Origin of the sequence: Idiomarina sp. ST20R2A10 (assembly GCF_051842345.1) — a bacterium.
Classification (GTDB): Bacteria; Pseudomonadota; Gammaproteobacteria; order Enterobacterales; family Alteromonadaceae; genus Idiomarina; species Idiomarina loihiensis.
Window position 1 is genome coordinate 247,318 of sequence record NZ_JBNIEY010000004.1, and the last position, 18,459, is coordinate 265,776.

At 47.0% G+C, this 18,459-nt stretch carries 20 protein-coding genes; 6 read left to right on the top strand and 14 right to left on the bottom strand.

Annotated elements, in window-relative coordinates; genetic code table 11:
* Nucleotides 1-59: 59 nt before the first annotated feature.
* From purD to cutA, 11 genes are all read right to left on the bottom strand, one after another.
* Nucleotides 60-1,343, bottom strand: coding sequence for a phosphoribosylamine--glycine ligase (purD, locus tag ACP7H9_RS08560; protein ID WP_114982403.1), 1,284 nt, complete (start codon nt 1,341-1,343; stop codon nt 60-62).
* A gap of 18 nt (nt 1,344-1,361) precedes the next feature.
* Entirely contained in the window at nt 1,362-2,189 is an 828-nt protein-coding gene (locus tag ACP7H9_RS08565) for a class I SAM-dependent methyltransferase (RefSeq protein WP_114982402.1), read from the bottom strand.
* Between the two features lie 86 nt (nt 2,190-2,275).
* Nucleotides 2,276-3,832, bottom strand: coding sequence for a bifunctional phosphoribosylaminoimidazolecarboxamide formyltransferase/IMP cyclohydrolase (gene purH, locus ACP7H9_RS08570; RefSeq protein WP_114982401.1), 1,557 nt, complete (start codon nt 3,830-3,832; stop codon nt 2,276-2,278).
* Nucleotides 3,833-3,910: 78 nt separating this feature from the next.
* Entirely contained in the window at nt 3,911-4,204 is a 294-nt protein-coding gene (fis, locus tag ACP7H9_RS08575) for a DNA-binding transcriptional regulator Fis (RefSeq protein ID WP_011235515.1), read from the bottom strand.
* Between the two features lie 7 nt (nt 4,205-4,211).
* Nucleotides 4,212-5,183: a tRNA dihydrouridine synthase DusB gene (gene dusB, locus ACP7H9_RS08580; protein WP_034822575.1), complete on the bottom strand. Its 972-nt coding sequence runs from the start codon at nt 5,181-5,183 to the stop codon at nt 4,212-4,214.
* A 124-nt stretch (nt 5,184-5,307) separates the two neighbouring features.
* On the bottom strand, nt 5,308-6,192 hold the full coding sequence (gene prmA / locus ACP7H9_RS08585) for a 50S ribosomal protein L11 methyltransferase (RefSeq protein ID WP_114982400.1): 885 nt from the start codon (nt 6,190-6,192) through the stop codon (nt 5,308-5,310).
* Between the two features lie 3 nt (nt 6,193-6,195).
* Complete coding sequence (gene accC / locus ACP7H9_RS08590) at nt 6,196-7,545, bottom strand: acetyl-CoA carboxylase biotin carboxylase subunit (RefSeq protein WP_011235512.1); 1,350 nt, start codon at nt 7,543-7,545, stop codon at nt 6,196-6,198.
* A gap of 20 nt (nt 7,546-7,565) precedes the next feature.
* A complete protein-coding gene (accB, locus tag ACP7H9_RS08595; protein ID WP_011235511.1) occupies nt 7,566-8,021 on the bottom strand; it encodes an acetyl-CoA carboxylase biotin carboxyl carrier protein in 456 nt (151 codons plus the stop codon).
* Between the two features lie 14 nt (nt 8,022-8,035).
* Nucleotides 8,036-8,494 (bottom strand): type II 3-dehydroquinate dehydratase, encoded by a 459-nt coding sequence (aroQ, locus tag ACP7H9_RS08600; protein WP_011235510.1) that lies wholly within the window; start codon nt 8,492-8,494, stop codon nt 8,036-8,038.
* A gap of 144 nt (nt 8,495-8,638) precedes the next feature.
* Complete coding sequence (locus ACP7H9_RS08605; RefSeq protein ID WP_114982399.1) at nt 8,639-10,345, bottom strand: protein-disulfide reductase DsbD; 1,707 nt, start codon at nt 10,343-10,345, stop codon at nt 8,639-8,641.
* The gene (gene cutA / locus ACP7H9_RS08610) at nt 10,342-10,662 is read right to left on the bottom strand and encodes a divalent-cation tolerance protein CutA (RefSeq protein WP_114982398.1); all 321 of its coding nucleotides are present in this window, start codon (nt 10,660-10,662) and stop codon (nt 10,342-10,344) included. The genes ACP7H9_RS08605 and cutA overlap by 4 nt, the downstream gene beginning before the upstream one ends.
* A gap of 164 nt (nt 10,663-10,826) precedes the next feature.
* Between cutA and ACP7H9_RS08615 the strand changes: the two genes are divergently transcribed.
* From ACP7H9_RS08615 to ACP7H9_RS08625, 3 genes are all read left to right on the top strand, one after another.
* Nucleotides 10,827-11,117: a co-chaperone GroES gene (locus ACP7H9_RS08615; protein WP_011235507.1), complete on the top strand. Its 291-nt coding sequence runs from the start codon at nt 10,827-10,829 to the stop codon at nt 11,115-11,117.
* 57 nt (nt 11,118-11,174) lie between these two features.
* Entirely contained in the window at nt 11,175-12,821 is a 1,647-nt protein-coding gene (groL, locus tag ACP7H9_RS08620; RefSeq protein ID WP_011235506.1) for a chaperonin GroEL, read from the top strand.
* A gap of 125 nt (nt 12,822-12,946) precedes the next feature.
* On the top strand, nt 12,947-13,453 hold the full coding sequence (locus ACP7H9_RS08625; protein WP_114982397.1) for a DUF3016 domain-containing protein: 507 nt from the start codon (nt 12,947-12,949) through the stop codon (nt 13,451-13,453).
* On the opposite strand, the gene priC is transcribed toward ACP7H9_RS08625, so the two are convergent.
* Nucleotides 13,434-13,754: a primosomal replication protein PriC gene (priC, locus tag ACP7H9_RS08630; RefSeq protein WP_011235504.1), complete on the bottom strand. Its 321-nt coding sequence runs from the start codon at nt 13,752-13,754 to the stop codon at nt 13,434-13,436. The two genes, ACP7H9_RS08625 and priC, sit on opposite strands and share 20 nt — an antisense overlap.
* The gene (epmB, locus tag ACP7H9_RS08635) at nt 13,751-14,797 is read right to left on the bottom strand and encodes an EF-P beta-lysylation protein EpmB (protein ID WP_011235503.1); all 1,047 of its coding nucleotides are present in this window, start codon (nt 14,795-14,797) and stop codon (nt 13,751-13,753) included. Before epmB ends, priC begins: the two co-directional genes overlap by 4 nt.
* A 108-nt stretch (nt 14,798-14,905) precedes the next feature.
* On the opposite strand from epmB, the gene efp reads away from it, so the two are divergent.
* The 3 genes from efp to ACP7H9_RS08650 all read left to right on the top strand — a co-directional run bounded on the left by efp (nt 14,906) and on the right by ACP7H9_RS08650 (nt 16,966).
* Entirely contained in the window at nt 14,906-15,475 is a 570-nt protein-coding gene (gene efp, locus ACP7H9_RS08640) for an elongation factor P (RefSeq protein WP_011235502.1), read from the top strand.
* A 6-nt stretch (nt 15,476-15,481) separates the two neighbouring features.
* On the top strand, nt 15,482-16,459 hold the full coding sequence (gene epmA / locus ACP7H9_RS08645; protein WP_034822562.1) for an EF-P lysine aminoacylase EpmA: 978 nt from the start codon (nt 15,482-15,484) through the stop codon (nt 16,457-16,459).
* Between the two features lie 102 nt (nt 16,460-16,561).
* Nucleotides 16,562-16,966 (top strand): MerC domain-containing protein, encoded by a 405-nt coding sequence (locus ACP7H9_RS08650; protein WP_114982396.1) that lies wholly within the window; start codon nt 16,562-16,564, stop codon nt 16,964-16,966.
* Here ACP7H9_RS08650 and trmA read toward each other — a convergent pair.
* On the bottom strand, nt 16,963-18,063 hold the full coding sequence (gene trmA / locus ACP7H9_RS08655) for a tRNA (uridine(54)-C5)-methyltransferase TrmA (protein WP_016341401.1): 1,101 nt from the start codon (nt 18,061-18,063) through the stop codon (nt 16,963-16,965). The two genes, ACP7H9_RS08650 and trmA, sit on opposite strands and share 4 nt — an antisense overlap.
* Nucleotides 18,064-18,459: the final 396 nt, after the last annotated feature.

Genomic DNA, 18,459 nt, shown 5'->3' on the forward strand with positions numbered 1-18,459 from the left:
CAGCACAACATAAAAGCTTAGTTTTATTTTATGACAGTGCTATGACAGGAGGTAAGTATTTAGCCTTCGCGGTTTATTGCGCGGTGAGCGATATCAGTACGGTAATAGACGTTATTCCAGCTCACTTGATCAACCAGTTGATATGCTAGTTTTTGTGCTTCTGTAACAGTGTCACCCAAAGCCGTACAACACAAAACTCGACCACCACTAGTGACCACTTTACCGTTATCCATTTTAGTACCGGCGTGGAATACTTTCTGGTTTTCAGGTGCGTGATCCGGCAAACCGTGAATGACGTCACCTTTCGCATAGCTTTCAGGGTATCCGCCAGCGGCCATAACCACACCAACTGCGGCACGCTCGTCAAAGTCGATAGGTGCCTGGTTGAGTTTGCCCTCAATTGCCTGGAGGCAAAGTTCGACAAGATCAGACTTCAGCCGCATCATAATGGGCTGAGTTTCCGGGTCACCAAAGCGACAGTTGTATTCCAGAACTTTGGAGGTGCCGTCTTCAGCTATCATTAAACCCGCGTATAGGAAGCCTTTGTAAGGCGCACCTTCTGCAGCCATTCCGTCCACTGTAGGCTTAATGACATGACGCATAACCCAGTCATGGATGGCCGGAGAAACGACCGGAGCCGGAGAGTAGGCGCCCATACCACCAGTATTTGGGCCTTTGTCATCGTTATCACGGGCTTTATGATCCTGGCTTGAGGCAAAAGGTATTGCATGTTTACCGTCAACCATCACGATAAAGGAGGCTTCCTCGCCACGTAAAAACTCTTCGATAACCACGCGATGCCCGGCATCGCCGAAACGGTTACCGGCCAGCATGTCGTCGATAGCGGCATCTGCCTGTTCCTGACTTTCGGCAATAATAACGCCTTTGCCAGCGGCCAGTCCGTCGGCCTTAATGACAATAGGAAGACCCTTTTCAGCGACATAAGCTTTAGCAGGCTCAACCTCGGTAAAGTTTTGGTAGTCGGCGGTGGGTATGTTGTGACGCTGCAAAAAGTCTTTGCTGAAGGCCTTAGAGCCTTCTAACTGTGCAGCCTTTGCTGTTGGGCCAAAGGCAGCTAGTCCGGCTTCGTTAAAGCGATCAACAATACCGGCAACGAGCGGTGCTTCAGGGCCAACGATAGTCAGTTCAATGTCTTCGCTTTTAGCAAAGTTGAGCAAACTCTCAATGTCCTCAGCACCAATAGCAACATTCGTCAGGTTTGGCTCACGCTCTGTACCTGCATTACCGGGTGCAACATAAACGCAGTCAACTTGGTTTGATTGCGCTGCTTTCCACGCCAGAGCGTGTTCACGGCCTCCGCCGCCAACGACCAATACTTTCATAAGGTTAGCTTTGTCCTGTTAGTCTGTAACGGGTTTGCGAAACTTCAGGGTGAAACGATCGCTTTCACCAATGGCTTCATATTTTTCTTTATCTTCATCACCCAAAGTTAGGGTTGGAGGTAAAGTCCATACGCCTTTAGGGTGATCGGCTGTATCTTTCGGGTTTGCGTTGATCTCGGCGCTGGCGACAAACTCAAAGCCTGCTTGCTCGGCTAAGTCTATGACCCAGCTTTCTTTTACATAACCCGAATCTTTGAATGCTTCAGTCTCTTTCGACTCAGGCAGACGGTGGTCAACGATACCCAGCATGCCATTGGGTTTTAGTGTTTGATAAAACTGACGGAATGCCTGCACTACGCCTTCTTCACCTTCCTGCATATACCAGTTATGAAGGTTGCGGAAAGTGAGAACTCTATCGGCACTTCTTGCCGGTGCAATTTCGCTATCAGAACCCGGGGCAAATTCAGTTAAATTTACATTCCCATAAACCGGGTTGGTGGTTAATTTTTCTTTGAATTTTTCCAGTGAACGCTGGTAATAATCGCTTCCTGAATCTTCAGGAAAATGTGCAGCGTAAAGCTGTCCTTCTTCGGCAAGGTAAGGTGCCAGTATTTCGGTATACCAACCGCCGCCCGGCCAAATTTCAACGACCGTCATATTTGGCTCTAATTCGAAGAACTCTAACGTTTCTTGGGGATGGCGGAACTCGTCACGAGCCTGATACTTGTCAGTACGTGATTCATGGTCAACAGCAGCTTGCAAAGAGTCGGCTTCAGGAGCCGGCGAGCAGGCGCCAAGGACGCTTGCTAGTGCAATGGCGGAAACAGAAGTTATTATTTTTTTCATACTATCACCTGTAGAGTTGAGAACTAGCCTATAAGACTAGCCCCCAAACGTTACTGACGCAATGCTGTACTTATCAGCAGAGGTGCTTAGTGACGGAAATGTCTCATGCCGGTAAAGACCATCGCGATACCGTGTTCATTGGCGGCAGCAATGATTTCTTCATCGCGAATGGAACCGCCTGGCTGAATAATAGCGGTGATGCCTGCTTCAGCTGCTGCATCTATACCATCGCGGAACGGGAAGAAAGCATCCGACGCCATGACCGAACCTGGTACGCTGAGGTTTTCATCAGCGGCTTTAATACCTGCAATTTTGGCACTGTAAACCCGGCTCATCTGACCTGCACCAACACCGACGGTCATACCGTCTTTGGCATAAACAATGGCATTAGACTTAACAAACTTAGCCACTTTCCAGCAAAACAATAAGTCGGTCATTTGCGCATCTGTTGGCTGTTTTTCCGTAACCACTTTTAGGTCATCCTGAATGAAGTCCTGGTTATCCGTGTCCTGTACTAATAAGCCACCGTTGACGCGCTTATAATCCAGCTGTTCAACCGTATCTGACCATTCACCGCATTCCAGTAAGCGAACGTTCTTTTTGCCGGCAACAGCTGTCTTGGCGCTTTCACTGACGCTCGGAGCGATAATAACTTCCACAAACTGACGCTCAACAATAGCGGTTGCGGTTGCTTCATCCAGCTCGCGGTTAAAAGCAATAATGCCACCAAATGCGGAAGTTGGGTCGGTTTTAAAGGCGCGGTCATAAGCGTCGGAAATAGATTCACCTATTGCAACACCGCAAGGGTTTGCGTGCTTAACAATAACGCAGGCTGGTTCAACAAAGCTTTTTACGCACTCAAGTGCCGCGTCTGTATCGGCAATATTGTTAAAGGACAACGCTTTGCCCTGAATTTGAGTCGCGCTGGAAACTGTCCCTTTTGGTGCATTGCGCTCTGCGTAAAATGCCGCTGCCTGATGTGAGTTCTCGCCGTAGCGTAAATCCTGCTTTTTCGATACCTGCAGGTTCAACGTACGCGCAAAGTCGTTTTCGCTAAGCTGCTTACCAAGGTAATTTGCAATCATGCCATCATATTGAGCGGTATGCTCAAATGCTGCTACCGCTAAGTCAAAGCGAGTGCTGTGGCTGACTCCATTGTGCTCGTTGAGCTCAGCAAGCACGCGCTGATAGTCATTGGCATTGACAACAATGGTTACGTCTTTGTGGTTTTTAGCAGCCGCACGAACCATAGTCGGACCGCCAATATCGATATTCTCAATAGCGTCTTCCAGAGAACAGCCTTCTTTAGCAACAGTTTCAGCAAAGGGATACAGATTCACTACAACCATATCGATAGGAGCAATATTTTGCTCCTGCATAACATTCTGGTCGACATCGCGGCGACCTAAAATACCGCCATGAACCTTAGGGTGCAGTGTCTTTACCCGCCCGCCCATAATCTCTTCCTGACCGGTGTGTTCAGAAACATCAATAACGGCAATGCCTGAGTCACGAAGCAGTTTGGCGGTACCGCCTGTAGAGAGAATTTCAATGTTCTTTTTAGCCAAAGCTTGAGCGAATTCAACAATACCGGTTTTATCAGAAACACTGATTAAAGCGCGTTGGATTGGACGGGTTTCCATTGTTTTGCCTTTCTATACTGAGTTAACTTACGGGGAGGTTAATAAAAAAAGGGCGCCAAAAGGCGCCCAAAAAACTTCTTAATTCATGCCGTATTTTTTCAGCTTCTTGCGTAAGGTGCCGCGGTTAATGCCTAACATGGTTGCGGCGCGGGTTTGATTACCCCGGGTGTAAGTCATGACTTCTTCAAGTAACGGTGCTTCTACTTCAGATAGCACTAACTCGTAAAGTTCTTCAGGATCCTGACCATCAAGCTGACGCAAAAAACTGTTCAATGCTTGTTTTACGGAATCACGCAGTGGCTTTGGCTGTGCGTTATTGCCGATAGTGGTTAGGGGAGATACGTTCTCACGACTAGGGTTTTGATCAAACATAATGCGCTTATCTCTTCTCTACAGTGACAAAATAATCTTCAAGTGCCTTAAGTTGCTCGCTGGCATCCTCAAGACGATTAAATGTTTGCCTGAATTCATCATTGCTGGCTTTTTCTTTTAAATACCAACCAACGTGTTTCCGGGCGATTCTGACACCCTGGTAACTGCCGTAAAATTCGTGCAGTTTGCCAACGTGATGAATAACGGTCTCAGCCACTTCGGTTAAGGACGGCGGGTTTAGCTCCTGTCCTGTTTCAAGAAAATGAGCTATTTCTCTAAACAGCCAGGGATTACCCTGCGCGCCGCGACCAATCATAATGGCGTCGGCTCCGGTGTACTCTAAAACCTGTTGAGCCTGAAGTGGTGTACGGATATCGCCGTTAGCCACTACCGGGATAGAAACAGCCTTCTTAATTGCCTTAATGGTGTCGTATTCCGCAATGCCTTTGTACATGCAGGCACGAGTACGACCATGAATGGCAAGAGACTGAATACCGCAGCGTTCTGCCAGCTGCGCTATATCAATACCGTTTCTGTGTTCAGGATCCCAACCGGTTCTGGTTTTCAGTGTTACCGGAACGTCAACAGCTGCAACCACAGCTGTTAATATCTCTTCTACTAACCCGGGATGCTGCATAAGCGCCGAGCCAGCCATCTTCTTGTTTACCTTTTTCGCCGGGCAGCCCATATTTATGTCAATAATCTGCGCACCCATACTCACATTCACGCGCGCTGCTTCGGCCATTAATGCCGGTTCCGAGCCCGCTATCTGCACAGCACGAATGCCCAGCTCTCCCGAATGATCCATGCGTTGCCTGGATTTATCGGTCTGCCATACCTTGGGGTTACTGGACAGCATCTCTGATACTGTAAGCCCAGCCCCCGTGCTGTAACACAGCTGACGGAACGGCTGATCAGTAACTCCAGCCATGGGAGCTAATATGACCTGATTGTCGAGTTGATATGGACCAATCCGCATCGGTTAAAAACTACTCAGCGAAAGGGTGAGGAATTTTAGGGAATTTGCGCAATAAAGAAAAGGCTATTTATTACGCAATTTGAGTCTTTTTTTCATTTTTTACTATTGACAAAGCGTACGCTTGTTAACCAACGCGGGTGCCGCTGAGCATTGCCCAGTCGCCGTCTATAGTTGGGGTATCGAATTTTATGTGGGGTTGGTAAGCCTCAATAACCCCTTCTATTTGCCGTTCCAGTATACCGGATAAAACCAGTTGTCCGCCGGGGGCAACAAAGCCGAGTATGGTATCAGCTAGCTCTCGTAAAGGGCCGGCGAGGACATTGGCAAGTACCAGGTCCACCTGGGTTTCAGGTTGCTGGCTGGGTAGGTAAAGGCTGAATTTATCGCCCACCTTATTACGCTCAGCGTTATCTTTGGTCGCAATCAGCGCCTGTTGGTCAATATCAATGCCAATTACGTGCTCTGCTTTAAATAGTAATGCGGCAATGCCTAATATTCCTGAGCCACAACCGAAATCCACCACGGTTTTTCCGGTTGGCGGGTTGGCATCTATCCAGCGGAGGCACATTGCTGTTGTTGGGTGGGTTCCGGTACCAAACGCCATACCGGGATCGAGGAGAATATTAATGGCATCGGGTTCTGGTATTTCTCGCCAGCTGGGACAAATCCACAGTTTTTCACCAAACCGAATGGGGTGGAAGTTATCCATCCATTCGCGTTCCCAATCCTTGTCTTCCAGTGCATCGACTTTGTATTGTAAATTGTCGTCATTGAAAACGTTGGACTTTTTCAGGTTGGCAATAATGATTTTGATATCCGCGTCGGCGTCAAATAAGCCCGTGGCTAAAGTATGTTCCCACAATATAACGTCACCGGGGCGGGGCTCAAAAATGGGGGAATCGGCACCGTCACGATAAGTCACCGCTTGAGCACCGTTAGCCATGAGCATGTCACCCACTTGGGGTGCATGCTCTTCACTACAGGAAAGGGTGAGTTGGATCCAGGGCATTAATTAATGCCCGCCTATACCAAGTTTTTTCTCAAGATAGTGAATATTCGTGCCACCATGCTGGAAATTTTCATCTGCCATAATCGACTTTTGCAGAGGAATATTGGTTTTAATGTCTTCGATGATCAATTCATTTAAGGCATTACGCATACGGGCAATAGCAATATCGCGGTTTTCGCCGTAAGTAATTAGCTTACCTATCATCGAGTCATAGTTTGGCGGTACTTTGTAATCGGCATAAACGTGAGAGTCCCAGCGAACACCAAAACCTCCCGGAGAATGGAAACGGGTGATAGTGCCCGGTGACGGTGTAAAGGTTTCAGGGTCTTCGGCGTTAATCCGGCATTCAATGGCATGACCACGAATGACAACATCTTCCTGGCTGACCGAAAGCTGGCGACCGGCTGCAATGCGCAGCTGCTCTTTAATCAAGTCGATACCTGTGACCATCTCGGTAACCGGATGCTCAACCTGAATACGGGTGTTCATTTCAATGAAATAGAATTCGCCATTTTCGTACAAGAATTCAAATGTACCAGCGCCACGGTAGCCAAGCTCTACACAAGCTTTGGCACAACGCTCACCAATAAATTTACGCATTTCAGGGGTGATACCCGGCGCAGGTGCCTCTTCAACCACTTTCTGGTGACGACGCTGCATCGAGCAGTCACGTTCACCTAAATGAATGGCATTGCCTTGTCCATCGGCCAGAACCTGAATTTCCACATGGCGAGGGTTTTCAAGGAACTTTTCCATATAGACAACAGGGTTACCGAAGGCTGCGCGAGCTTCGTTCTGAGTCATAGTGATAGAGCTGAGCAATTCGCTCTCCTCGCGTACAACCCGCATACCACGACCACCGCCGCCGCCTGCTGCTTTAATAATAATGGGGTAACCAATGCGCTTAGCAAGCTTCTTATTACGTTCGTCGTCGTCATCCAGAGGGCCATCCGACCCCGGAACGCAAGGAACGCCAGTTTTCTTCATTGCCTTAATGGCTGATACTTTGTCGCCCATAAGACGGATAAGATCCGGCGTTGGTCCAACAAAAATGAAGCCAGATTGTTCAACTTGTTCAGCAAAATCGGCGTTTTCGGCCAGAAAGCCGTAACCCGGGTGAATAGCTGCTGCATCCGTAATTTCAGCTGCGCTGATAATACGGGGAATGTTCAGGTAGCTCTCGTTCGCTGGCGCTTTACCTATGCAAATTGCTTCGTCTGCAAGTAAAACGTGTTTAAGGTTTCTATCAACCGTTGAATGAACTGCCACTGTTTTAATGCCGAGCTCTTTACAGGCTCGCAGTATGCGCAGTGCAATTTCGCCACGGTTGGCAATGACCACTTTATCTAACATGACAAATACCTGCGGTTACTTTATTCGATGATAAACAGTGGCTGATCAAATTCAACCGGCTCTTCGTTATCTACTAAAATCTGTTTAACGACACCGGATTTGTCTGCTTCAATCTGGTTCATCATTTTCATTGCTTCAATAATGCACAGTGTTTCGCCGGCATTAACGCGAGAGCCAACAGTAACGAAAGGCTTTGCATCAGGAGATGGAGCTTCGTAGAAGGTTCCAACCATAGGAGAGCGAACAACGTGGCCGCTAATTTCTTCACTGGCTGGTTCAGCCGCTGGCTGGCTTGCCGGAGCTGATTGGGGCGCTTGCTGAGGGGCGTGTTGCGGTTGTGGCGCGTATTGCATCGGTGCAGGCTGCGCACTGTAACGATTAATCCGAACTGACTCTTCGCCCTCGGTAATTTCCAGTTCTGCTACGCCAGATTCTTCAACGAGCTCGATCAGTTTCTTAATTTTTCGGATATCCATGCTAACGTCTACCTTTAGTTATCTGTGTTGTTCAATGTAGTTAAAGCTGCTTGTAATGCGTATTCATAACCACGGGCTCCAAGCCCGCAGATAACACCGTCGGCCACGTCCGCCAAATACGAATGGTGGCGGAAGCTCTCACGGCGATAAATATTGGAAAGGTGCACTTCAATAAAAGGGATTTTCACAGCCAATAACGCATCGCGTAATGCCACGCTGGTGTGTGCGTAGGCTGCCGGATTAATCACGATATAATCTACGGAGTCTTTGGCGGCTTGCTGGATCCAGTCAATTAACTGGTGTTCAGCATTGGACTGACGGAAATCTAGTGCTGTTGCGTGTTGTTTAGCAATGGCTCCCAGCGAATCAGCGATATCATCCAGGCTTTGCTTACCATAAAGCTCTGGTTCACGCTGCCCCAGTAAATTTAGATTCGGGCCATTGAGCACTAATATTTTAAAACGTTCTGCCATTGTGCCGCCATTTGCTGTGAAGTTACGGAAACTATTAAAAGTGACCACAACTTTCAGTTTGGGTTCCTATAACAACAGTATTATAGGGAAAAAAAGCAAGATTGCAGCACTTTACTGGTCTTATCAGAGCATTTAGGCACAAGTTTACTCGGAAACTATCTTTTCCAGATGCTTTTTGAAATCCTCAGCGTTCATATAACCGGTAACCCGGTATTCAGGGCGTTCGTTGCCTTCAGGGTCAAAGAACAGAATGGTGGGTAGCCCCAGCACCTTGTAGCGACTCAGAATCTCAACGTCTTGCGCGTTATTGCGGGTAACATCGGCCTGAATGAGTTTAAACTCCTGAAACTGCGCCTGAACCTGCTCATCTGAAAAGGTGTACTGCTCGAATTCCTTGCAGGCCACGCACCAGTCCGCATAAAGGTCTAGCATTACCCATCGGTCACTTTCTGCTACTTGTTGTTGTATGTCGCTGACATTACTAACAACAGTAAAAAGGCCGTGACTTTTTTGTTCCAGTTGCGCTTTATTAACCTGCCAGTAACTGCCTGTAGTAGCCGCCGCTGCTAAGAGTACAATAGTGATAACTTTCGTGGTGATCCGAAGCGGCTGGCTTATCGAAACAGCCAGAGATACGGCGGCGAGAATAAAGTAAAAAATCCACAGCCACATGCTAATACTGGTCGGAATAAGGCGCTCAATTAAGAATAAGGTAACTGCCAATAACAGCCAACCGAAGAACTGCTTAACCACGTTCATCCACGCGCCGGCTTTGGGCAGAAGCTTGCCGCCACTTAAGCCGAATAGAATAAGCGGCACGCCCATACCCAGGCTTAATGCGTAAAGAATAGCGACGCCGCTTACCATATCGCCCGATTGCGCAATAAAGAGTAACGCCCCTGACAAGGGGGCTGTGGTACAGGGTGATGCTACCAGGCCGGAAATAGCGCCGATAATAAAGACGCCAACGATATTGCCTCCGCTTTGCTGGCCGCTAAAGCTTTGCAGTTTTGACTGCCAGCTAATAGGAAGCTGCAGCGTATAAGCTCCGAACATACTCAAAGCAAAAAGCGCGAACAATACTGCAAGAACAATTAACACCACCGGATGCTGAAAGTAAGCCTGATACTGCATACCCGCTGATGCCACAACCAGGCCTAATAGAGAATAGGTAATGGCCATACCCTGAACGTATATAAAGGAAAGCCAAAGTGTGTTTTTCCAGTTACGTTCACGGTTGCCCAGCACAACGCCGGATAAAATGGGGTACATAGGAAACACGCAGGGGGTAAAAGCTAAGCCAATACCCAAAGCAAAAAAGAGTAACAATGTAATGATTAAATGTTGTTCACCTATACCGAACAGGCTGCTGTCGGTGTTTGGCGGTGCGGTGGCGGGGGCCGTTTCACTAGTACTGGAGAGTTTAATCTGCTTTTCAGTGGGCGGGTAACATAACCCCGCATCTGCGCAGCCCTGATACTGAACGGTAATGGTGTCGCCGGAAAACTCCGGGTTAGGTGTAAAAGACCACTCAACGTAGTTGCGGTATACAATTGACTCGCCAAAAAACTCATCGTTATGAGACTCGCCTTGCGGGAGTTCGGGTTCTGCTGCTAATGCATTTTCGGGAACCACCTTAAAGCGGTGTTGATACAAATAGTACTCGGGAGCGACAACCCAACTGACCGTCACTTTGCTGTCATTAACTTCGCTGTCGAAATCAAAAGCCTGATCTACCGATAAAAACTGATTGTCCTGCTGGAATGGATTCGACTGCACACTATGTGCTGGCGCAACGACGGCAAAAACCAGAGTTAAGGCTGCGAGACATGTGATGAATCTTTGTATCATTTAACTGAGTCCTGTATCCACGTCAGATAATCGGGTAAACCATCTTCAATATTGATGCTTATTAATTCTGGAGAATCGTAAGGGTGAATAGCACTGATGGTACTTTTTATGTCACTGAAACGTTCCGCAGTCGATTTTATCAGTAAAAGCCACTCATGGTCTTCATGCAATTCGCCCTGCCAGGAGTAAATAGAGGTCATATTAGGCACTATGTTGACGCAGGCCACTAGCTTTTTTTCGAGCAGAGAACGCGCCAGCTGTTTAGCCGAGTCAGAACTGTCTGTGGTGCATAAAATCAATTGTGGTTGCTGAGTCATAGAACCTCCCTATAGCGCCTGTCAGTTTTGCAAATTAGCATAAAAATTTTTGAGCTTCCCCCTTGATAACAAAAATTCCTCCCCCATTTAATGTGCACACACATTTTTATCCGCCCCTTAGGGGTATTAACCACTAACAACAATAGGTTGAGGAGTTATCAACAATGAAACTTCGTCCTTTACACGATCGAGTCATTATTAAGCGCACTGAAGTCGAAGCGAAATCGGCTGGCGGCATTGTTCTGACTGGTTCTGCGGCAGAAAAATCTACTCGCGGTGAAATCGTAGCAGTAGGCAAAGGCCGCATTCTGGATAACGGTGAGGTACGTGCACTAGACGTAAAAGCTGGTGACAAAGTGCTGTTCAATGAAGGCTACGGTGTTAAAACCGAGAAAATTGACGGTGAAGAGTACTTAATCATGAGCGAAAGCGACATTCTGGCTGTTGAAGAATAAGACGTCAGAAACGCTTACTAGCACAACCGACTAAACGAATTTAAGAGGAAAGCAAAAATGGCAGCTAAAGAAGTCAAATTTGGTAACACAGCACGTCAAAAAATGCTGAAAGGCGTTAACATTCTTGCTGATTCAGTAAAAGTGACGCTGGGTCCAAAAGGTCGCAACGTTGTATTAGATAAGTCTTACGGTTCTCCTGTTATCACCAAAGACGGTGTGTCTGTTGCGAAAGAAATCGAGCTGGAAGATAAGTTCGAGAACATGGGCGCGCAGATGGTTAAAGAAGTGGCGTCTAAAGCAAATGACGAAGCGGGTGACGGTACAACAACCGCAACCGTTCTGGCTCAAGCCATTGTTAACGAAGGCTTGAAGTCAGTAGCCGCAGGCATGAACCCGATGGATCTTAAGCGCGGTATCGACAAAGCGGTTATCGCTGCAGTTGAAGAGCTGAAGAAAATTTCTCAGCCTTGTGCCGACAGCAAAGCCATTGCTCAGGTAGCGACTATTTCTGCAAACGCTGATCACACTATTGGCGAAATCATTGCTCAGGCAATGGACAAAGTAGGCCAGGAAGGTGTTATCACCGTTGAAGAAGGTCAAGCACTGACTGACGAGCTGGACGTTGTTGAAGGTATGCAGTTCGACCGTGGTTACTTGTCTCCTTACTTCATTAACAACCAGGAAAGTGGTTCGGTTGAATTAGACAACCCGTTCATTCTTCTGATTGATAAGAAAATCTCTAATATCCGCGAGTTACTGCCGGTATTAGAAGGTGTTTCTAAAGCCGGTAAACCTCTGCTGATTATTGCTGAAGACGTTGAAGGCGAAGCGCTGGCAACTCTGGTTGTGAACAATATGCGTGGCATCGTTAAAGTTGCTGCGGTTAAAGCACCAGGCTTTGGCGACCGTCGTAAAGCTATGCTGCAGGACATTGCTGTTCTGACTGGCGGTACTGTGGTTTCTGAAGAAATTGGTATGGAGCTGGAAAAAACGCAGCTGGAAGACTTAGGTACTGCGAAGCGCGTTGTGATTACTAAAGACAACACCACTGTTGTTGACGGTAATGGCGACGATACCGCTATCGACGGTCGTGTTAACCAAATCAAGCAGCAGATGGAAGACACTACGTCTGACTATGACCGTGAAAAACTGCAAGAGCGTCTGGCTAAGTTAGCTGGCGGTGTTGCGGTGATTAAAGTCGGCGCTGCTACTGAAATGGAAATGAAAGAGAAAAAAGCGCGCGTTGAAGATGCGTTGCATGCAACTCGTGCAGCTGTTGAAGAAGGCGTGGTACCTGGTGGTGGTGTTGCTTTGGTTCGCGCTGCGAGCAAACTGGCAGAACTGCGTGGTGACAACGAAGAACAGAACGTTGGTATCCGTTTAGCCCTGCGTGCGATGGAAGCGCCGTTGCGTCAAATCGCAATGAACGCTGGCGCCGAAGGTTCTGTGGTTGCTAACAACGTACGTGCTGGCGAAGGTAACTATGGTTACAATGCCGGTAACGACACTTACGGCGATATGCTGGAAATGGGTATTCTGGATCCAACCAAAGTGACCCGTTCGGCACTTCAGTTCGCGGCATCTGTTGGCGCACTGATGATCACCACCGAAGCAATGATTGCTGACATCCCACAAGATGACAACGCAGGCGGCATGCCTGGCGGCGACATGGGTGGAATGGGCGGTATGGGCGGCATGATGTAAGCCTCCCAACGCACTTTTGAAAAGGGGAGCCTTGATGGCTCCCCTTTTTTTTATGGAATTTTTTTCATTATTTGTGTTCTAACCTAGAGATGACACCCTTGGCGATTGTATGGGAGGAAGATAGCATGCGTGTTCAGGGTATAGTGGGAGCGGCGTTATTAGCCTGTAGCTTTACAGCATATGCTGGTACGGCTGAAGTTTCCTGGAAAGATGTTGATAGTTACACAGATATTCGACCGGCCGATGGCTTACGTGATCGTTACCAGAAAAAGGTGATGGATAAGCTGACGGAGCATTTTCAGGAGTTGGCGGCAAAGCTTCCTGAAGATCAGAAGCTGGAAATTACCGTAACAGACGTTGATTTAACCGGCCGGGTTGAACCGACATTTGGACGCTCGAGTTCAAATTACGTGCGCATTGTTCGGGAAATTGACTTCCCTAGAATGGAATTTGATTATCGTTTAATGAGTAATTCCGGAGAAGCTGTAAAGGAAGGCCAGGCTCACGTAAAAAATATGGGGTTTAATTACGACAGCCTGGCATCACGGATGAGACGGGATGACTTATATTTTGAAAAGCAGATGCTGACTCAGTGGTTCGAAGAAACCTTTGTTAGCCAGCCTGACGAATAGCTTTAAGGCGAGCAAGAGTTTCAGTCATTAACTGTAATTGTTGGACCAGTAACTGTAACTGCTGCTCGTTTTCTTTGTCCTGCTGCCATTTTTCAAAGTTGGCAGCAATTTCATTAAGGTAGGGCTGAAAACGGTTGCCTGTGCTTTCAAATACCGTTTGCTCGGCGAAAACGCCCTGGAACTTGGCTTTGCCTTGTTGACGCAGATCGTCAAGGTACTGGTCTGCATCAATAACTTGACGATACAGTTGCTGAAGATGATCCTGCAGTTTGCTTTCTACACTTTCCAGGTTATCGCTCATAGTTTTTCCTCTGTTAATGTATTAGTGCCGTCCGGCATGATAGCGGTTTTACTGAGTTCACCAGCTTCCTCTCTGACCAGGCGAGGAACCAGAAACCCAGGTAATTCATGAGTCATTTTTTGCCACAAGGCTTGCGCCTTCTCGTCACTAACCGCGAAATGGCTGGCGCCTTCAACTTTGTCCAGCTGGTGCAAATAGTAGGGCATAACCCGGGCACTAAATAACTTTTCACTAAGCTCAATAAGCGCGGTTAAATTATCATTTACTCCGCTGAGCAAGACGCTCTGGTTCAGTAAATGGATACCCGCGTGGTGCCAGTCATCGAGTGCCCCGGCTAACTCAGGAGAAATCTCATTTGCATGATTCGCATGAAGCACTAAGACGCTTTGCAAACGACTGTTGCTGAGCACTTCTTTAAGCTTATGCGTCAGGCGGGAGGGTATCACGACTGGCAACCGGCTATGAATACGTAAACGGGTGAGTTGGGGCAATAATTCAAATTCGTTAATCAACCCTTTAAGCCGCTCGTCCTTTGCCATTAGAGGGTCGCCGCCGCTCAGAATCACCTCATTAATTTCCGGGTGTTGTCGGATGTACTCCAGTGTCTCCGTTAGTTGGCGTTTGCTGAAAGTTAATTCGTCGTAAGGAAAGTGACGCCGAAAGCAATAACGGCAATTGACTGCGCAACCGCCTTGCAGTATCAACAATACTCGGCTTTTATACTTGTGCAGAAGACCATTTACGGGGCCTTGCTGTTCTTGCAGAGGGTCGGTGCTGTAACCGGGCTCCGACTCAAACTCGTTGTGCAAAGGGAGCACCTGACGTAATAATGGATCGTTAGAGTCTCCGACTTGCATTTGCGCAACAAAAGGCTTTGGCACGCGCATAGCAAAGAGCTTACGGGCTTTGATATCCTCACTAAATAATGCGGGATCGAGTTTGAGTGCGCGTAGCAGTTCTTCTGGCTGGGTATAGGCTTGTTTCAGCTCAAACTGCCAGTCAGGACGATCATTTATAGAGATAGGATACGCTGGCTCAGGCACTACGCCTCCGCGACTGCTGCAAATACTCCATATTTTACCTGAAAAAAGTCGCTATTTGTTTTATTATTGCGCGCAAATGATCAGGCATTTACAAAGGAAAGTCTTGTTATGGCGAATTATAGTACGAGTGAATTTAAAGGTGGTTTAAAAATCATGCAGGACGGCGAGCCATGCTCGATCGTTGAAAATGAAATGGTTAAGCCCGGTAAAGGTCAGGCCTTTAACCGCGTTAAAATTCGCAAATTAATCAGCGGTAAAGTGGTTGAGAAAACCTTCAAGTCGGGCGAATCCGTTGAAGGCGCTGATGTTATTGAGTTGGAACTGTCTTATCTTTATAACGATGGTGAATTCTGGCACTTCATGAATAACGAAACCTTTGAACAAGTTCCTGCCGACGAGAAGGCGGTAGGCGAAGCGGAGAAATGGCTTGTCGAACAAGATGTTTGTACTTTGACTCTGTGGGAAGGGAAGCCAATTAATGTGCAGCCGCCAAACTTTGTTGAATTGGAAATTACTGAAACTGACCCCGGACTTAAAGGTGATACTGCCGGTACTGGCGGTAAACCTGCCACACTGAGCACTGGCGCTGTTGTTCGTGTTCCGTTATTTGTACAAATTGGCGAAGTGATCAAAGTTGATACTCGCTCGGGCGAATACGTTTCCCGCGTTCAAAAGTAAATAGATATGACGACCGACTGGCGGCCAGCAGCAGATTGGTCAGTGCTTGTTAAACGCGCTGATTTCATGCGACAAGTCCGCCAGTTTTTTTATGAAAGGAAGGTAACCGAAGTCGATACGCATTTGTTGTCCCAGTTTGGGGTAACCGATTGTCATCTGAATAATCTCACCACGGAATTCAAGTATCCGCTGGCTTCAGGAAATAGAACACTCTATTTGCAGACCTCTCCCGAATACGCCATGAAGCGAATTCTTGCAGCCTATGGAAAAGATATTTATCAATTGAGCCATGTGGTGCGCGATGACGAAATAGGGCGCTTCCATAATCCGGAATTTACTTTACTTGAGTGGTACCGGGTTGGGTACGACGATATTCAGCTAATTGCTGAAGTTTCAGAGCTGCTGACTGAAGTCTGTGACGCGCCGGAAACTAAAGTCATCACCTACCAGCAGTGTTTTCTTGATTACCTTGGCGAAGACCCTTTGACGACTTGCGGTGTTGAAAACATCAGACAAGAGCTTATTGAACAACCCGCTTTAACGGACTGGATGTCAAAAGAAGACGATGAAAATACCATTCTTCAAGTGGCATTTTCGGAATTAATAGAAGGCCAGTTTCCTGCGGAGATACCGATTTGCATCACCGAGTTTCCAAAGTCGCAAGCTGCTTTGGCCAAAATTGACCAGCATAATCCGCGTGTCTCCAGAAGATTTGAGTTTTATTATCAGGGAGTGGAATTGGCCAATGGTTATAATGAGCTTGCTGATCCAGCTGAGCAACGTCTGCGTTTTAGCCAGGATAATCAACGACGTAAACAGCTGAATTTGCCCACACAACCCGAAGATACTCGTTTATTGGCGGCGTTAGAGTCGGGATTCCCCGCGTGTTCCGGCGTAGCACTAGGGTTCGATCGGCTGCTAATGATTGCCTGTGGAGCGAAATCAATAACCGAAGTGCTGCCTTTCTCTATTCAAACTGCTTGATCAGTATCGCCTGAGAAAACAATTTTTTCTGATCTCCCTTGGCTATTCTTTTCGTATGTTATAATATTACAGCTTAGGTTTATGCAGAAGGTCGTTTCTAGTATGTCAGCAACAGCATCCAAAAATTTGGATAAAGCAGGAATTTGGGTCACCACTTTGTGTGCGATTCATTGCTTATTGCTGCCTGTTATTCTGCCGTTGCTCGCTATGGCGGGTTTAGCCTTTATCGGCGAAGACCTATTGGAAAACACCATTTTAGGCTTCAGTGTTGTTATCGGGCTATTATCTCTTATTAGTGGTGCGCGGAAGCACGGTAAATGGCACCTGCTGTCATTGTTACTACTAGGAGCATTTATCTATTCTCAACGCGATATTCTGGGACACTGGGGTGAACCTGTCATTATTCTATTTGGTGCCGGTCTCATTATTTATGCCCATGTCTCGAACCTTCGCTTAAGCCGCAAGCTTAATTTTTCCCCGGTTGCGGAAGAGCCCGTTCAAGGTTAACTCTTCCTTTCCAGAACAACGCCCGTTTCAATGTGGTCTGTGTAGGGAAACTGATCGAACATTGCCGCTGCAGTCACTTTATGGCTACTGGATAAATCATGAATGTTCTCTGTCAAAGTTTCCGGGTTACAGGAAATATAAATTATTCTTTGATACTGAGACACCAGCTTCAACGTGTCTTTATCTAAACCCGCTCTGGGTGGATCAACCAATACGGTTTGACAATCAAAACTGTGAATCTCAGCATCAGCCGCCCGTTTAGATTCCAGCTCTCCACTTAACGCTGCACTAAACTCTTCGGCAGACATACGAACAACGGTGACATTTTTAATATTGTTCAATTCTGCGTTCTCGCGAGCCGCCGCAACAGAACTTTTGCTAATTTCAGTAGCTAAAACGCGATTAAAGTTCTCAGCCAGCGGTAAGGTAAAATTGCCGTTGCCGCAGTAGAGCTCTAATAAGTCATGCGAATTGTTGCCCGCGTGGCGTTTAGCCCAACTGATCATTTGCTGATTAATAATGGCATTTGGCTGAGTGAAGCTGTTCTCGGTTTGTAGAGACAGATAGCTTTTTCCATCAACCTTAACTTCTTCAGTGACGCTTTCTTTATATAACACGCGTTTTTGCTTACGAGCTCTTCCTATAACTTCAACCTTAGCTATAGAGGTCAGCGCTTCGCGAAGTTGGATGGCTTCCTGTTCCCATTGGTCATCTAAAGGGCGATGATAGAGTAAAGAGATAATGGCTTCACCGGTGGTGGTAGTCAGGAAATCCACTTGAAACAGTTTGCGACGTAAAACATCATTCGGCTTTAATAAACTAATAAGCTCTTTCATTAGTTCATTAATAAGCAGGCTCCCTGGTATGAATTCATTCATGCGGATTTTTTCACGCGTCTCAGGGTTAAACATAATGTAGTATAAGTCATCGCCTTCGTGCCAAACTCGAAACTCAGCACGCATTCTGTAGTGACTGGCGGGCGATTCAAACACTTCCACTTCATTAAGGTGAAAAGGACGAAACATCTCTCTAACCCGGTCTGCCTTCTGTGCGAGTTGTTGTGGGTATTCAGATGTATCGATTCGTTTGTAAGTCATTATGAGGTTACGCCATATTTGCCAGTAATTAGTCAGGCTTCTATTTTACGCATCAATGCCTTTATGTGCCAACGCCCTTTATTTATGTTGGATTTGATCACATTTGCTGAAACTTTACGCAGTCAGTAAAAAAACAGTTAGAAAGGTGCTAAAAGCGCTTGACGGGACGAGTTAAATCTCTAAAATGCGCTCCACGTTCAAGGCAGGCAACGAAGCCGCCGAAAACCTAAGTTTTCTAAAAAATCTTTTTTCAAAAAAGTATTGACGGAAAACACACGGTGTGTAGAATACGCACCTCTCGCAGCCAAGGTTGCTGAGAAACGCTCTTTAACAATTATATCAAGCCAAGCAAACTGTGTGGGCACTTGCAGAAGTTAAGCAAAACGAAATATTTGT

What these genes read in the sequence shown, in the direction of transcription:
- purD (WP_114982403.1), bottom strand. Translation starts at nt 1,343, where the DNA reads ATGAAAGTATTGGTCGTTGGCGGCGGAGGCCGTGAACACGCTCTGGCG.
- ACP7H9_RS08565 (WP_114982402.1), bottom strand. Translation starts at nt 2,189, where the DNA reads ATGAAAAAAATAATAACTTCTGTTTCCGCCATTGCACTAGCAAGCGTC.
- purH (WP_114982401.1), bottom strand. Translation starts at nt 3,832, where the DNA reads ATGGAAACCCGTCCAATCCAACGCGCTTTAATCAGTGTTTCTGATAAA.
- fis (WP_011235515.1), bottom strand. Translation starts at nt 4,204, where the DNA reads ATGTTTGATCAAAACCCTAGTCGTGAGAACGTATCTCCCCTAACCACT.
- dusB (WP_034822575.1), bottom strand. Translation starts at nt 5,183, where the DNA reads ATGCGGATTGGTCCATATCAACTCGACAATCAGGTCATATTAGCTCCC.
- prmA (WP_114982400.1), bottom strand. Translation starts at nt 6,192, where the DNA reads ATGCCCTGGATCCAACTCACCCTTTCCTGTAGTGAAGAGCATGCACCC.
- accC (WP_011235512.1), bottom strand. Translation starts at nt 7,545, where the DNA reads ATGTTAGATAAAGTGGTCATTGCCAACCGTGGCGAAATTGCACTGCGC.
- accB (WP_011235511.1), bottom strand. Translation starts at nt 8,021, where the DNA reads ATGGATATCCGAAAAATTAAGAAACTGATCGAGCTCGTTGAAGAATCT.
- aroQ (WP_011235510.1), bottom strand. Translation starts at nt 8,494, where the DNA reads ATGGCAGAACGTTTTAAAATATTAGTGCTCAATGGCCCGAATCTAAAT.
- ACP7H9_RS08605 (WP_114982399.1), bottom strand. Translation starts at nt 10,345, where the DNA reads ATGATACAAAGATTCATCACATGTCTCGCAGCCTTAACTCTGGTTTTT.
- cutA (WP_114982398.1), bottom strand. Translation starts at nt 10,662, where the DNA reads ATGACTCAGCAACCACAATTGATTTTATGCACCACAGACAGTTCTGAC.
- ACP7H9_RS08615 (WP_011235507.1), top strand. Translation starts at nt 10,827, where the DNA reads ATGAAACTTCGTCCTTTACACGATCGAGTCATTATTAAGCGCACTGAA.
- groL (WP_011235506.1), top strand. Translation starts at nt 11,175, where the DNA reads ATGGCAGCTAAAGAAGTCAAATTTGGTAACACAGCACGTCAAAAAATG.
- ACP7H9_RS08625 (WP_114982397.1), top strand. Translation starts at nt 12,947, where the DNA reads ATGCGTGTTCAGGGTATAGTGGGAGCGGCGTTATTAGCCTGTAGCTTT.
- priC (WP_011235504.1), bottom strand. Translation starts at nt 13,754, where the DNA reads ATGAGCGATAACCTGGAAAGTGTAGAAAGCAAACTGCAGGATCATCTT.
- efp (WP_011235502.1), top strand. Translation starts at nt 14,906, where the DNA reads ATGGCGAATTATAGTACGAGTGAATTTAAAGGTGGTTTAAAAATCATG.
- epmA (WP_034822562.1), top strand. Translation starts at nt 15,482, where the DNA reads ATGACGACCGACTGGCGGCCAGCAGCAGATTGGTCAGTGCTTGTTAAA.
- ACP7H9_RS08650 (WP_114982396.1), top strand. Translation starts at nt 16,562, where the DNA reads ATGTCAGCAACAGCATCCAAAAATTTGGATAAAGCAGGAATTTGGGTC.
- trmA (WP_016341401.1), bottom strand. Translation starts at nt 18,063, where the DNA reads ATGACTTACAAACGAATCGATACATCTGAATACCCACAACAACTCGCA.